This is a genomic window from Hamadaea sp. NPDC050747 (assembly GCF_040654195.1).
GTDB lineage: Bacteria > Actinomycetota > Actinomycetes > Mycobacteriales > Micromonosporaceae > Hamadaea.
Window position 1 is genome coordinate 118281 of sequence record NZ_JBFAHM010000002.1, and the last position, 14583, is coordinate 132863.

The 14583-nt window shown below is 68.4% G+C and carries 15 protein-coding genes; 12 read left to right on the plus strand and 3 right to left on the minus strand.

Features of this window, described 5'->3' with window-relative positions:
• Positions 1-77: 77 nt before the first annotated feature.
• On the minus strand, positions 78-347 hold the full coding sequence (locus tag AB0H43_RS03870) for a metal-sensitive transcriptional regulator (protein WP_359996059.1): 270 nt from the start codon (positions 345-347) through the stop codon (positions 78-80).
• Positions 348-565: 218 nt separating this feature from the next.
• Here AB0H43_RS03870 and AB0H43_RS03875 point away from each other — a divergent pair, with 218 nt between their 5' ends.
• The 5 genes from AB0H43_RS03875 (at position 566) to AB0H43_RS03895 (ending at position 5197) form a co-directional block, all read left to right on the plus strand.
• Positions 566-886, plus strand: a complete 321-nt coding sequence (locus AB0H43_RS03875) for a rhodanese-like domain-containing protein (RefSeq protein WP_359996062.1) — start codon at positions 566-568, stop codon at positions 884-886.
• A gap of 20 nt (positions 887-906) precedes the next feature.
• A complete protein-coding gene (locus AB0H43_RS03880; RefSeq protein WP_359996065.1) occupies positions 907-2268 on the plus strand; it encodes an MBL fold metallo-hydrolase in 1362 nt (453 codons plus the stop codon).
• A 124-nt stretch (positions 2269-2392) separates the two neighbouring features.
• On the plus strand, positions 2393-2938 hold the full coding sequence (locus AB0H43_RS03885; RefSeq protein ID WP_359997393.1) for a rhodanese-like domain-containing protein: 546 nt from the start codon (positions 2393-2395) through the stop codon (positions 2936-2938).
• Complete coding sequence (locus AB0H43_RS03890; RefSeq protein WP_359996068.1) at positions 2935-3810, plus strand: sulfite exporter TauE/SafE family protein; 876 nt, start codon at positions 2935-2937, stop codon at positions 3808-3810. Before AB0H43_RS03885 ends, AB0H43_RS03890 begins: the two co-directional genes overlap by 4 nt.
• A 70-nt stretch (positions 3811-3880) precedes the next feature.
• Positions 3881-5197, plus strand: coding sequence for an MFS transporter (locus AB0H43_RS03895; protein WP_359996071.1), 1317 nt, complete (start codon positions 3881-3883; stop codon positions 5195-5197).
• Positions 5198-5199: 2 nt separating this feature from the next.
• Here the strand turns inward: AB0H43_RS03895 and AB0H43_RS03900 are convergent, their stop codons facing one another.
• A complete protein-coding gene (locus AB0H43_RS03900) occupies positions 5200-5676 on the minus strand; it encodes a GyrI-like domain-containing protein (protein WP_359996074.1) in 477 nt (158 codons plus the stop codon).
• A gap of 120 nt (positions 5677-5796) precedes the next feature.
• Between AB0H43_RS03900 and AB0H43_RS03905 the strand changes: the two genes are divergently transcribed.
• The 4 genes from AB0H43_RS03905 to AB0H43_RS03920 all read left to right on the plus strand — a co-directional run bounded on the left by AB0H43_RS03905 (position 5797) and on the right by AB0H43_RS03920 (position 9443).
• Positions 5797-6789 carry a LysR family transcriptional regulator gene (locus AB0H43_RS03905; protein WP_359996076.1) on the plus strand — a complete coding sequence of 331 codons (993 nt, stop codon included), beginning with the start codon at positions 5797-5799 and terminating at the stop codon, positions 6787-6789.
• Between the two features lie 145 nt (positions 6790-6934).
• The gene (locus AB0H43_RS03910; RefSeq protein WP_359996079.1) at positions 6935-8065 is read left to right on the plus strand and encodes an ABC transporter permease; all 1131 of its coding nucleotides are present in this window, start codon (positions 6935-6937) and stop codon (positions 8063-8065) included.
• Positions 8062-8793 (plus strand): ABC transporter ATP-binding protein, encoded by a 732-nt coding sequence (locus tag AB0H43_RS03915; protein ID WP_359996081.1) that lies wholly within the window; start codon positions 8062-8064, stop codon positions 8791-8793. The genes AB0H43_RS03910 and AB0H43_RS03915 overlap by 4 nt, the downstream gene beginning before the upstream one ends.
• A 65-nt stretch (positions 8794-8858) precedes the next feature.
• Positions 8859-9443 carry a TetR/AcrR family transcriptional regulator gene (locus tag AB0H43_RS03920; RefSeq protein ID WP_359996084.1) on the plus strand — a complete coding sequence of 195 codons (585 nt, stop codon included), beginning with the start codon at positions 8859-8861 and terminating at the stop codon, positions 9441-9443.
• Positions 9444-9532: 89 nt separating this feature from the next.
• Here the strand turns inward: AB0H43_RS03920 and AB0H43_RS03925 are convergent, their stop codons facing one another.
• Positions 9533-10117 (minus strand): M23 family metallopeptidase, encoded by a 585-nt coding sequence (locus tag AB0H43_RS03925; protein WP_359996087.1) that lies wholly within the window; start codon positions 10115-10117, stop codon positions 9533-9535.
• Positions 10118-10291: 174 nt separating this feature from the next.
• Here AB0H43_RS03925 and AB0H43_RS03930 point away from each other — a divergent pair, with 174 nt between their 5' ends.
• From AB0H43_RS03930 to AB0H43_RS03940, 3 genes are all read left to right on the plus strand, one after another.
• On the plus strand, positions 10292-12685 hold the full coding sequence (locus AB0H43_RS03930) for a tetratricopeptide repeat protein (RefSeq protein WP_359996090.1): 2394 nt from the start codon (positions 10292-10294) through the stop codon (positions 12683-12685).
• A 133-nt stretch (positions 12686-12818) separates the two neighbouring features.
• Entirely contained in the window at positions 12819-13820 is a 1002-nt protein-coding gene (locus tag AB0H43_RS03935; RefSeq protein WP_359996093.1) for a nitroreductase, read from the plus strand.
• Positions 13821-13872: 52 nt separating this feature from the next.
• A complete protein-coding gene (locus AB0H43_RS03940; protein ID WP_359996095.1) occupies positions 13873-14397 on the plus strand; it encodes an alpha/beta hydrolase in 525 nt (174 codons plus the stop codon).
• Positions 14398-14583: the final 186 nt, after the last annotated feature.

The following is a 14583-nucleotide window of genomic DNA, read 5'->3' on the forward strand; positions in this document are numbered from 1 at the left end:
GTCCCCATCCCATGGGGCAAGCGTGGGCACATCATCAGGCTAACCGGGGTGACGGGATTTCTCCCGATCTTCGGGAGTCAGGCCAGCGACAGAAACAGCTTCTCCATCTGCTCCAGGTTGGCCGTCTGGTCCTCGCCGGCGTTCTTGGCCGTCATGCACTGCTGCAGCCCGCTGGCGACGATCTTGAATCCGGCCCGGTCGAGCGCGCGTGACACCGCTGCGAGCTGAGTCACCACGTCGGCGCAGTCGCGACCTTCTTCGAGCATCGCGATCACGCCGCGAATCTGGCCTTCGGCCCGGCGTAGGCGGCGTACGACGTCACCGACCGCATCGGCTTCGATCTGCATTCCTCGGCTCCTCCCGCATAACCGGACACTGGCTTCAACATACGCCCGGGGGTATGGATTCCGCGATGCGGCTGTGACACGTCTGACGACCGGACGCGCTGGTCGCGGCTTGACGGCAAGCGGGTTCGCCGGGCTATGGTGGGCGATATCCAGATACCCCCACCGGTATCGGAGAATGTTCGTTCGATACCCCCGGGGGTATCCGAGAGGGAGTGATGATGCGCGAAATCGACCAAGTCTCGTTCGCCGCCGCCCACGCCGAGGGCGCGGCGGTCGTCGACGTCCGCGAGCCCGACGAATACCTCGCGGGGCACGTTCCGGGGGCTCGCCCGATCCCGCTCGGCCAGCTGCCTGAGCACCTGGGCGACCTACCGCGAGACGAACCCGTCTACCTGATCTGTGCCTCCGGCAACCGCAGCCTCGCAGCGGCCGGTCTCCTGGCCCGTGCGGGCTTCGACGCCGTCTCGGTCACCGGCGGAACCGGAGCGTGGCAGCGAGCAGGCCGGACCGTCGTCCGCGGTGCCCAGCCCTCCGTCTAGACATCAGAAAGAAGAACACCGTGCCGCACATCGTCCCGATCGACACCCCGACCCTGGGCGACCGCAGCTACCTCGTCCACGACGGGCAGGTCGCCTTCGTCATCGACCCGCAACGCGATATCGACCGCGTCCTCGACCTGGCCGAACAGGCCGGCGTCCGAATCACGCATGTGTTCGAGACGCACATCCACAACGACTACGTCACGGGCGGGCACGCCCTCGCCCTGGCCACTGGCGCCGCTTACCACGTCAACGCCGCGGATTCCGTGACGTTCGACCGAGTGCCGGTGTCCGACGGCGACCAGGTCACCGTCGGTGACCGCATGGCCGTCACCGTCCTGGCGACACCGGGTCACACCTTCACCCACCTCTCCTACGCGCTGTCCGAGGCGAACCACCAGATCGCGGTCTTCACCGGCGGCTCGCTGCTCTACGGCTCGGTGGGGCGGCCCGACCTCCTCGGACCAGAGCACACTCATGATTTGGTACGCCACCAGTACACGTCGGCGCACCGGCTGGCCGCCGAACTGCCCGACGCCACGGGGGTGTATCCGACCCACGGTTTCGGCAGTTTCTGCTCAGCCACGCAGTCCGATGCGAGTGCGTCCACGTTGGCGGCGGAGAAGGCAGCCAACCCGGCGCTGACCCAGAGCGAGCAAGAGTTCGTGGACGACATCCTGGCCGGACTGGACGCCTGGCCGGCGTACTACGCGCAGATGGCCGCGGCCAACAGCGGCGGACCTGCCGCGCCCGATTTGTCGATGCCGCTACCCGCCGACCCCGAGCGGCTGCGTGAGCGGATTGCCGACGGCGAATGGGTCGTGGACCTGCGCAATCGGGTCGCGTTCGCCGCCGGGCATGTCGCCGGCACCTTGAACTTCGGCCTCGACGGAAGCTTCGCCACGTACCTCGGCTGGCTCATCCCGTGGGGCATGCCCGTGACCCTCCTAGGTGACACCCCTGAACAGGTCGCCCAGGCACAGCGCGAACTCGTGCGCATCGGCATCGACCGGCCGGCGGCTCAGGCGACCGGAACCCCGCAGGACTGGAACGGGGACCGGCCCCTGGCCAGTTACCCGCGAGCCGGATTCGCCGACCTGGCCCAGGTACGCCACCATCGCCCAGTCGTCGTGCTGGACGTACGCCGCGAGCTGGAATGGAAGCAGGCGCACCTTCCGGATTCCACCCACATCCCGCTGCACGAACTCCCACAACGGCTGGCCGAAGTGCCCAGCGGCGAGGTGTGGGTGCACTGCGCTGCCGGCTATCGCGCCTCGATCGCCGCATCGCTCCTGGCAGCAGCCGGACGCCAGGTTGTGCACATCGACGACGACTTCACGCGCGCCGTGGCCGATGGTCTGACGGAGGCCGACGCCGAGTAACCCCGGGCTCGCACCCGCTTGTTACCAGGGCCATCCGGCCCGAACCCGTTCCGCCCGACACACAGCAAGGAAGCACACGCTCGTGACGACCCGAACTCGACCGCCCCGCCTCGACGCCCCGACTCTGCGGGAGTGGATCGCCGAACCCGACGCGCCGCGCATCATCGACGTGCGTACGCCCGCGGAGTTCGAGACCGCCCACATCCCCGGCTCCTACAACGTGCCGCTGCATCTGCTGCAGGAGCACACTGGCGAGATCTCCGGCCACCTCGACCAGGACGTCGTGCTCGTCTGCCGATCCGGCCAACGCGCCGCACAGGCCGAACAGCACTTGGCCGCCGCCGGCCTGTCCAACGTGCACCTGCTCGACGGCGGAATCCTTGCCTGGCAACACCACGCCGCCCCGGTCAAGACCGGACGCGCACGCTGGGACATCGAACGGCAGGTCCGCCTCGTCGCCGGCGGCCTCGTGTTGCTGTTCGTCATCGGCGGCCTACTCATTCCAGGTCTCCAGTACGCCGCGGCCGCAGTCGGAGCCGGGCTGGCGATCGCAGCGCTGACCAACACGTGCGCGATGGGCATGCTGCTGGCCAAACTGCCGTACAACCGTGGAGCCTCCTGCGATCTCGACAGCGTCGTGACTCAGTTGCGTACCGGGACCGCAAAGTGACGCTCGCCGTCACCTCCGCCGCCGCCGTGGCCATCGGGTTACTGCTCGGGCTGCTCGGCGGCGGCGGGTCCATCCTCACCGTCCCCGTCCTGGTCTATCTCGCCGGGCAATCTCCCGATGCCGCTATCCCGTCGTCGCTGTTCGTGGTCGCGGTCACCAGCGCCGTCGCTCTGCTCCCTCATGCCCGAGCGGGCCGAGTCCACTGGCGCGTCGGCATCGTCTTCGGCACAGCCGGCCTCGCCGGGGCGTACGCGGGCGGGCGGCTCGCCGCCGGCATCCCGACGCCCCTTCTGCTGGCAGGCTTCGGCCTGCTGATGGCGGCCGCCGCCACCATCATGATCCGCTCGTGCCGGCGCCCGATCCGCCCAGCCCCGCAAGCTGGTCGGCTTCCCGTCCTGATCGGATTGGGGATCACTGTCGGTCTCGTCACCGGCCTCGTCGGAGCCGGAGGCGGCTTCGTCATCGTCCCCGTCCTGGTCCTGCTGGCCGGACTTCCGATGACTACCGCCGTGGGTACCTCCTTGCTGGTCATCACCCTTCAGGCCGCCGCCGGCCTGGCCGGGCATCTGCAGCACGCCACCATCGACTGGCCGATCACCCTTGCGGTCACCGCGCTGGCCATCGTCGGCAGTCTGGCCGGCGCCCGGCTGGCCGCTCACATTCCCGCTCAACTGCTGCGTACCAGCTTCGGATGGTTCCTTGTCGCCATGGCCGGCACGGTCCTGCTGGCCCAGGCGCCGGCCGCAGCCCGTCACGCGTTGGCCGGCACCTCCAGCGGGCGGATCGCCATCGTCGCCGGAGGCGCCGCGCTCGCCGTTGCGGCAGCCCTCCACGTGCGTACGTGCCGCGCCAGCGCGCCACATCCGCGCTGACCGGATCGCCACAGTCGAGGCGCGATATCGGCATGATGTGAAGACTCGACGCCCTGCCTGAAGGAAACGCATGACCGTCGCCACGGAAACCCACCGAACAGCGACCGTACACCTTGGACTTCGGCGGAACCTGGCGCAGTTCGCTCTTCTGGTCGCCGTCAACGGAGCCGTCGGTGGCATGATCGGCCAGGAACGCACCGTCCTGCCGCTGCTCGCCGATCAGGTCTTCGCCATCGGCGCATTCACCGCGTCGCTGACGTTCATCGGCGCGTTCGGCATCACCAAGGCCCTCGCGAACCTTGCTGCCGGAAGCCTGTCCGATCGCTACGGACGCAAACCTGTCCTGGTCGCGGGATGGCTCATCGGACTGCCCATCCCCCTGCTGCTGATCTGGGCGCCCACCTGGGGCTGGGTGATCGCCGCCAATATCCTGCTCGGCTTGAATCAAGGACTCACCTGGTCAACGACGGTCATCATGAAGATCGACCTGGTCGGTCCGCACCGCCGTGGCCTGGCAATGGGCCTGAACGAGGCCGCCGGGTATGCCGCGCTCGCCGCAACGGCGATGGTCACCGGCTGGCTCGCCGCCGAATATGGCTTACGCCCGGTCCCGTTCTGGCTGGGCCTCGGGTTCGCCGCCCTCGGCCTCGGCCTGTCGACAATGCTAGTCCGGGAGACGAGGCATTACGCCGATCACGAGAGCGCGGCCTTGACGCCAACCGCCGACGAACACGGCGAACGGATCAGTGGACGGTGGATATTCCTCCACACCTCCGTCCGGGAGAAGGCACTGTCGGCTGCCAGCCAAGCCGGACTGGTCAACAACCTCAACGACGGACTCGCCTGGGGGCTCTACCCGATCCTGTTCGCCACCAGCGGCCTGGACGTCCCGCACATCGGTGCGCTCGTCGCCCTCTACCCTGCCGTCTGGGGCGTCGGTCAGACGATCACCGGCTGGCTGTCCGACCGCTGGGGCCGCAAGTGGCTCATCACCAGTGGAATGCTCGTGCAGTCGGTCGGCATCGCCCTGGTCGCCGCCGGCGGCGCATTTACGGTGTGGGCGATCGCGGCCGTCCTGATGGGCGTCGGCACTGCCCTCGTCTATCCGACGCTGCTGGCCGTCATCGGCGATGTGGCGCAGCCCGCCTGGCGCGCCCGCGCCGTGGGTGTCTACCGGCTGTGGCGGGACCTCGGGTACGCGGTCGGTGCGCTTGTCGCCGGTGTCACCGCCGACGTATTCGGCCTGCGCCCAGCCATCTGGATCGTCGCCGTGATCACCGCGGCGTCCGGAATCGTCGTCGCCACGCGCATGTACGAAACTCGCGCGCGTCAGGCAACCCCGGCATCACCGCGCAGCGCCATGCCCGTGACGCTGCGCGGTGAGTGACTTCAGGAGATCGGCTGGATGAGCTGGGTCCGCCAGTCGGCGGGAGCGGGCCAGGCCGACACGTCCGGTTGAGTCGTCAGGTCGATCCATTCGTAGACCTCCCAGGCGGGCCCGGCCGGGCTGCCGTGTGCGGCGACTCCTTCCTGGAGCCGGGCGTACGCCTCGGCCAGGCGATCATGCCCGCCTTCGTGAATGGTGACGACGACGCGGCCGCCCGGCAGTTCACCGGCGGCGACCCGCCCGCGGCCGGCGACCGCCTCAACGACGGGTACGCCGACTTCCACGTCGGTCTCGTCGTCGCCGAAGGTGTGGTAGCGAACGAAGGGCGGACCGGCGGGTTTGATTCCCCGCTCGCGAAGGAAACTCCAAAGCTCGTGCAGGCTCGCTCCCTGCGCCTGGGTGAGTTCGGCGATCGCGACGCTCTGCCGGACGCTGACGACCGGTTGCGGCTCCCGCTGTTCGACCTCGATGCCTGTCATGATTCAACGCTCCTTTGCCTCGTCTGATGGAATTCAGCCTCGCGGCCGCGCCAGTCGAAGTCCAACACCCATTCCACCCGGATCCACACAGCCGGCGTGTGGATCGTGTAGACAGAGCGGGTGACCGAGGACCTGGAGATTCGCCTGCTTCGGTACTTTGTGGCCGTCGCGGAGGACTTGCACTTCAGCCGGGCCGCTCAGCGGCTTTTCGTCGCACAGCAGGTGGTCAGCCGGGAAGTACGCAGGCTGGAAGAACGGGTAGGCACGCCGCTGTTCGATCGCACCAGCCGACGGGTCAGCCTCACGCCGACCGGCAGACAGTTACTGGCCCGCGCACGGCAGATCCTGGCCCTGCATGACGAGACGCTGCGCGAACTGCACGGTACGGGACGCTCGCTCCTGGTCGACGTGGTCGGTCAACGGCTCACCCCGGCACTGGTACTCGCCGCAGCGCGCACACGAGCGGAAGGGCATGAGTTCTTCGCCCGCTTCCATGGCGGACTGGACGCGTCCTTGCCCCTGCTGGCCGGCCACCGCCTCGATGTCACGTTCGGCCGCTGGCACGGCATCACCGGCGACCCGCCCACCCGCCTGAACCATCGAACGATCCGGTACGAACGAGTTTCGGTCCTGCTACCCCAGAACCATCCGCTGGCCGCCCGCGCCGAAGTCCCCCTAGCCGCCCTCCGCGAGACGGATGCCTGCTGGCAATGCGGCGACCACGCGTCGGCTCAGTGGGAACAAGCAATGCTTCAGCTGTTCAGCGACACCGGTACGCCGGCCGCGCCACCCCGGCCCAACGTTCGAGGCATTGATGAACTCGCATACCACATCCAGCAGTGGGACCTGCCGATCCTGACCATCAGCAGCCAACCTGAGGTGCCCGGCGCGGTCGTCCGGCCACTTGTGCAGCCGACGGCGGTCTACCCGTGGAGCATGATCTGGCGTGACGACCTGCGCCATCCCGGTGTAGCCGCACTACTGGCCGCGGCCGCCGACCTCCACGCCACAGAGCGCTGGCTTGATCTGCCGGCGGACGCCTGGCTGCCCGCACCAGAGGCCGCTCTGGTGAGGCACCAGGCCGATTCCCCGGAAACCGCCTCAGCGGCATAACCCCCAAGATCGAGAGCTGCCGGCCCTCCCGCCGGATGTCGCCCTGGCCCGGTGTGGCGAATGCGACCCTCCCGTCGGCAATCTTCCCGACACTGCGTTGGTAAGATGCCGACATGATGTCGATAACATTCGCAGGGAGACGCTGATGTTCCTGGCCCTTCGGGAACTGCGGTTCGCCCGCGTGAGGTTCGCCTTGGTGGGCGCGGTGGTCGCGCTGATCGCGGTGTTGATGGTCATGCTGTCCGGACTGTCGGTCGGGCTGGTCCGTGACGGTGTCTCCGGGCTGCAAAATCTCCCCGTGACCTCGTTCGCGTTCGCGCACGGCGTGCAGCACGACTCCGCGTTCACTCGCAGCGTCGTGGAGATGTCGGCGGTGGACGTGTGGCGGGCGCAGCCGGGTGTCGCCGACGCCGCCCCGTTCGGAAACATGTTGGTCAACACCCGCACCGATCGCGGGACGGAGATCGATCTGGCGTTGTTCGGAGTGCAGGCGGACTCGTTCCTCGCACCCGCGGTGAGCGCAGGGGACCGGCTCGGTTCGCCCGACGGGATCGTCGTGAGCCCGACCGCCCTGGACGCGGGTCTACACATCGGCGACGTCGTCACCGTGGCCCGGTTGGGTACGAGGTTACGAGTCGTGGGTGTCACCCGCCAGCAGGACACCTTCGGACATGTGGACGTGGCGTACGTCCCGCTGCCGGTGTGGCAGGCGATCAAGTCCGACACGACGCCCGGAACGGCGATCCCGGCACACGCCGCGCAGGAGATCACAGCGGTCGCGGTCCGCGCCGGCTCCGGAAAATCGGTTCGGCTGGCTGCGGGCGACGCCGCGGCGGGCACCGAGAGCCTCACCCTTTCCCAGTCGTACGCGGCCTCGCCCGGCTACACGGCCGAAACGACGACTCTTCAGCTCATCCAAGGCTTCCTGTACGCGATCTCCGCCCTGGTCGCCGGCGCGTTCTTCGCGGTGTGGGCCATCCAACGCAAGCAGGAGGTGGCCGTACTGCGGGCACTGGGGGCCTCGACGGGCTGGGTGTTGCGTGACGCGCTGACACAGGCATTCGTGCTGCTGACCGGAGCCGTCATCGTCGGCGTAGGCATCGGACTCGCACTCGGGCTGTACGTCGCCGGGAGCGGCGCCCCGTTCGCACTGAGCACACCGAGCATCAGCACCGCCGCGGTCGCCCTGGTCGCACTCGGCCTCATCGGCGCGAGCGCAGCAGTCATCCGTCTCACCTCCATCGACCCGGCGACCGCCCTGGGAGGAAACCGATGAGCCCTTATGCCGCCCCGTCCGCCACGAGCCCGAATGCGGACGCCGCACAGCACCGGCCCGGGCTGGTGTTGCAGGCGGTATCTCTGCGGCATGGCAGCGCCGCCGAGACCGTGCAGGCCCTCGACGATGTGCATCTCACCGTCCAGCCAGGCGAACTGGCCGCCATCGTCGGACCGTCGGGCGCCGGCAAGTCCAGTCTGCTGGCCGTCGCCGGTGGCCTGGCCCGTCCCGACAAAGGAACCGTCACCGTGGCCGGGCATGACATGACCGTCGCCAGCCGACGGCTTCGCACCAGCCTCCGCCACCGCCACGTCGGCTTCGTCTTCCAGTCGGGCAACCTGCTCCCGGCGCTGACCGCCGTCGATCAGTTGCGGCTGGCTCAGCGCCTCGGACCGCGCGATCAGCGCAGCAACCGCGATCCGTACCAGCTGCTGTCCGAGGTCGGCATGGCAGAGAAGGCGCACCGGCGGCCGGACCAGCTGTCGGGCGGCGAGCGCCAACGCGTCGGGATCGCCCGGGCGCTCGTGACCGAGCCCAGCGTGCTGCTGGTCGACGAGCCCACCGCGGCGTTGGACCGCACCCGCAGCCATGACATCGTGCAGTTGCTGGCTCGCGAGGCCGGCCGGCGTTCGGTCGCGGTGGTCATGGTCACTCATGACCACGACGTGCTGCAATACTGTGACACGGTCTACCAGATGATCGACGGCAAGCTCACCGTCGGCCACTAGCGACGACAGCGGGCGCGGGCGCAGACCGGCAGACCGCGCACTGCCGGGAAGACAGGAGGACGGCAGTGCCGAAGATCCAAGCCGCGACCGTCGCCGAGCACCGGGCCGCTCAGCGCGCCGCGCTGCTGGACGCGGCCCGCGCCCTGCTGTCGCAACGCCCAGATGAGGTCCCCAGCCTCGCCGACGTGGCTCAGCATGCCGGGCTCGCCCGCTCCAGCGCCTACTCCTATTTCAAGTCCCGTGCCGACATGTTCGACGCCCTCGTGACCGACACGTTTCCGCGCTGGTCGGCCTACGTCGAACAACAGATGGGCACCGTGACCACGCCCGGGCGGAAGATCCTCACGTACGTCGAGGCCAACTTGCACCTGGTGGCCCGAGGCGATCACGCGCTCGCGCGGGCGCTGGCAGCGGTCGGCGACAGCGAGACTCTCGCCACCTCCAGCCGGCTCCTCCACGACAGCCTCGAAGTGCCCTTGCGCGCCGCGCTTGCCGACCACGGTGCGGCCCATCCCGAACGCATGGCCGAACTGATCCAGTCGATCGTCTACACCCTCAGCCGGATGATCGAGAACGGGCTGTCCTTGCGCGCGGCCACAGGCTTGGCTCGTGACCTGCTCACCCCGTACGTCGAGCAGAAGACCACCTGACCCGCACCGGGCCACCACCCCGCAGCAAGTCGGATGGCGCGACACCACGTTCAGGTGTCGCGCCATCCGCCCGATCGACGCTCCGAAGGTCAGCAGCCCTTCCACGCCGTCGTGTGATCGTGTGGATAGGTCCGGCCGCAGAACTGAGGCGGATGCGACACCCACACCCCGGACGAGGAGTCATATGCCTGCGTCGAGATGTGCAGGTGGCAACCGCTCGACTGGCCCTTGTTCCCGGTCTTTCCGACGACGGTGGTCGTGCCGACGACCGCGCCCGGGTTGTAGTTGATGCTGTCCATGTGCATGTACTTGACGCGCCAGGTCACGGTGCCGAACTTCTTCGTCATGGTCAGGCGTCCGATGGTCCGGTCGACGGTCGCGACCGTCATGCCGTCCCAGATCGGGTAGAGCGGCTGATAGCACGGCGCCGAAGGCTTGGAGAAGTCCAAGGCGTAGTAGTCGCTGCAGTGCACCGCCGGATCGCCGCAGTAGTCGGTGTGCAGTCCCTCCCCGTACCAGGAGCCGGACAGCACCCACGAATCGGTGTAGTACCACGGCGACTCGCCGTTGGGGGAAGGAGTGGAGCTCTGGTGGGCCTGCGCCATCGACGGCGCCCAGACCGAGGCGAGGAGCAGGGCCACGATCGCGGCCAGCCGGAGCGCGTTCTTTCTCACGGTTACCTCCTAGCGTTGCGTGCGGCCATCGCATTGATGGACTAGGCAGATGCTGGCAGCGCTGCGAGGTGCCGGAGGGGAATCTCGGACGGATCCGGACAGCCGGCCGAGGTCCTGCGGAGGCATCGCACCCACTGCCCCGCGCGCCGATCCGCCCGTCGCTACCATCGATGAATGCGGGATTCTTGGCGCGACTCCACGCCCGAGCCTCCTGACCCTCGATCCGCCACCAGCATCGCCGAACTCGTAGAGCGGCTCCGGTTGGCGAAGGTGTACTACGGAGACCCGTCCGTCCGCGACATCGCCCGGATGGTGAATCAGACTCGCGCCGCCCGGTCGCAGCGTTCGGCGAAAACGCCACCCACGACCCCCAGCACCATCGGGTATCTGTTCGACGTGCGGCGAGTGCGGCTGGACGTCAATCTGATGGTCGACGTGCTGCAGGCGATCGGTGTTCCATCGACGGCCGTACGGCAGTGGGTGCAAGCTTGGCGAGTCGTCACCGACACCGTCAAGCCGGACCGTCGAGTCGCGGCCAGCCGAGAGCTCCCGGCCGCACCGGTCGTCCTGCTCGGTCGTGATGCGGAACTGTCGACGATGCTGAGTTCGGGCAAGTCTGTGGTAGTCCATGGCATGCCGGGCGTGGGCAAGACGGCCTTGGCCCTGCGAGTCGCCCATGAGGTGGCACGTCAGCAAGGTGAGCAAGCCGTGCGACTGTACGCCGACGTCGGCTCCATCGACGACGGCGACATCTTCGCCGGCCCGGAGGAGATCGGCGGTGAACTGCTACAAGCGCTCGGAGTCCCGGTGCCGTCCTCGGCCGACGCGATCTGGCAGGCACTCTCCGCTCACCTGCAAGGGCGGGACTGCGTCGTCGTCCTCGACAACATCGGGACGGTGGACCAGATCGCCCCCATCGTCGCGCTGCCGGGAACCCGCGTCATCGCCACGTCGCGCCGGCGGCTGCAGTCCACGGCTCGGATCCTGGCGATGCCGCTGCGACCGCTCGCGACGTCGGAGTCCGTCGCCCTGCTCCTGCGGATCGCCGAACGCCCCGGGCCGGCCGCCGACCATGCCGATCTGGTTCGGATCTGCCAGTCGTGCGGCAACCTGCCACTGGCCTTGACGACTGCGGCCGCGTTCATCCGCAGACATCCTGACTGGACGATCGCCGACCACGCCGACCGACTGGCCGAACTGACCGGAATCCCCGGCCTGCACGCAGCCTTCCAATCGTCCTACCAATCGCTCTCCGTGCCGGCTCGACGCCTCTTACGCCTGCTCAGCCTGCATCCTGGACATCACATCGCGGAACCTGCGGTCACAGCGCTCTGCGGCGACACGCAAACGCCTCGCGTAGTCGACGAACTCGTCGACGTCAGCCTGCTCGACCGCGCTCCCGGCGACCGCTACGCGATCCACGACCTCGTCCAAGCCTTCGGGCGGGACCGCGCTCTCGACGAGGAACGACCAGCCAGCCGGCGAGCCGCCCTGCATCGACTCGTCACGTCATACGCAGACCTCGTGCACGCCGCCGCGACGTCAGAGCCGGATCGCCCACTCGCCGGCACGTCGGACACCGTCGGGGCCTGGTGGCAAGCCGAGCGCTCCAACCTTGCCGCGGCCATCGCACTGGCAAGCCACCTGGGAATGGCCGCCGAAACCCTGGCCATCGCCCGCGATTGCTGGATCCGGCAAGACATGACCGGAGACTTCGCGGCCGGACTGGCCTTCCAGGAGTACGCCATCCACGCGTCGGCGACGCTGTCGGACCCGATCGCCGAAGCCGAAGCGAGATATCGCCGAGGCATGCTGCACTGGCGTTCGGGCGCGATCGAAGCCGGCGTACGCGATCTGGAGGCGGCTCTCGCGACGCTGGACGGAACCGGCACGGACCTCCTGAGGGCGAGAATCCACAACGGCCTCGGTGTCATCCTCATGTCCGATCTGCGGTATGCCGAGGCCGGCGAGCACTACACGGTCGCCCTGGAGGTGTACCGGAAGTGCGACGATCTGCCGGGGCAGGCGAACATCTTGGGCAACCTCGGGGTCTGTCGCATGGAACAGGGTGATCTCGACGACGCGGCGACCTACATGGTGCGGGCGCTGACCATCTTCGAACGCACGGGCAATCGGCGAGGGCTGGGCCGCAGCACCGGGAATCTCGGGGAGATCCACCTCGACGGCGGGCGTCCGGCACAGGCTGTGCCGCTGCTGGAGACCGCCGTCCGCCTGCATCACGATCATGGCAACATCTACGACGCCAGCTACTGCCTGGCCTCGCTCGGGGTCGCCCGGGCGGGCTGCGGCGACCTGGGACAAGCCGCTGCCGACCTCGAGCAAGCCGATGCGCTCAGTACCGGACTGTCGTCGGACCACCTGCGCAGCCATCTCCAGCGCCGATCAGCCGACGTCGCACTCGCACGAGGCGATCGGCAGGCTGCCGAAGCGGCGTACCGGCAATCGCTGGCGACTGCGCATCGGGCAAGGGCCGGATGGACCGTGCTGTGCTGCGAGAAGGCACTGGCCGAGCTGGACAGGCCTTCTCCGCCGTCGCCGTCGCTGTAGTCACGCCTGGACCCCGAGGTTGCCTGCGCCGATGCCAGCCGGCAGTTCCCGACGGCGTTTCGCCCGGGATCGCTGCGGCCGGGTCCAGAATGGGACTTGAGCGCACTGACGGTATTTGATCTGGAGTTTGATCATGCTTGAGGCCGAGCCGATGTCGATTTCGCCGCAGGATCTGCTGTTCGAGGCGGCGTGTGTGGCGTGCCGGGCGCCGTCGATCGCCAACACCCAGCCGTGGCTCTGGCGGATCAGCGACAATGTCCTGGAGTTGCGTTGCGACCCGTCCCGCCAACTGACGATCGCTGATCCACATGGTCAGCTCATGGTGATGAGCTGCGGCGTGGTGCTGCACCACGTCACGATAGTGCTGTCCGTTCTGGGGGCAGCCGCGACGATCGAGCGGATCGATGATCCGGCCGATCCGGTCCTGTTGGCTCGGCTGACGCTGACCGGCCCCCGGTCGGTGACGGCCGAGGACATGAGAATGCATCACGCCTTACGCACTCGGCGCACCGATCGCAGGCCCTTCCGCGGAATCAGCCGGCTGCCTGACTCCGTGATCGACCTACTGCGCGCCGCGGCTGCACCCTTCCAAGTAGCCACCCATACCTTCGATCCGGAGCAGGTGGGCCTACTGGGCCATGCGGCGCGATCGGCGGACCGCATTCACGCCAAGAACGAGTCCTACCGCAACGAGATGGCGGCTTGGACCACGTACCGGGATCCGCGGGCACGCGATGGCGTCCCGCCGACGGCCGCGGTCCCGCAGGTGTCGCGGCCCGTGCCGGTGCGAGACTTCGCGCCCGGCAGCAAACCGCTGCTGGAAGCCGGCCCCGGCGATGACCGATACACGACCTACCTCGCTCTGGCCACGCATACGGACACCCGAGGGGATTGGTTGCGCGCCGGTGAAGCCGCCAGCGCCGTGTTGTTGACCGCGACGACGTTGGGTATCGCTTCATCGGTGTTGAGCGAGGTGATCGAGGTTCCTGGCGCCAGGGCGCTGCTGCACGCGGTCGTCGCGCCCGCCGGTTTTCCTCAACTGACGATGCGGCTCGGGCTCAACGAGAGCGGCCCGGCGATCCAGCAAACGCCTCGGCGTCCCTGCAGCGAGGTCATCACGATCGTCGGCCGATGAGCCTCCAGCCGCCTGCGGCGACCTGTAGCAGGTGGCCAGTACGATCGGCGGGGTGACGCGCCATCTCCTTGTCCCAGGCCGAGGAATTCCGCGACCGGATCATTGGATGCGACGGTGGTCAGCCGCCCATCCGCAATACATGTGGGCGCCCGAACCGCCGGGCCCGCCACTGATCTTGGCCGATCGCGTGGCGGCATTGCACGCGGCCGTCAGCGAATCCGACGAGCCCGCGATTCTCATCGCGCACAGCGCGGGCTGCATCACCACGGTCACGTGGGCCGCCCACCATCGTGGACCGGTGCGCGCCGCCCTACTGGTCACGCCGCCGTACGTCGATGGATTCGAGCCCGAAGACTCGTCGGATCTGCCGTGGGTCGTGCCGCGGAGCCGGCTGCCGTTCCGAGCCGTCGTGGTCGCCAGCCGCACGGACCCATACACCACGTTCGCACAGTTCGAACAGTTCGCCGAGGACTGGGGCGCTGAGCTGGTCGACGCCGGTGACGTCGGTCATCTCGACACCGCCACCGGTTTCGGTCCGTGGCCGCAGGGCGAGCAGCTGGTCGACGAGCTGCGCTGAGCAACCTCGAGGTGTCATCAGTTCGTCATCGGTCCGCGCGGGGATCGCGACAGCCCACGGGCAGAGTCGGTCCTCGGACGCCGCAAGCGACGCATCCGGCCCGCATCGGGGCGGGCCAGGGCGGCCGTCCAGCCCTCGCCGGCGCCGGATGATCCAGTCGCGGCGCCGGCGACAGGGCACCCGAGA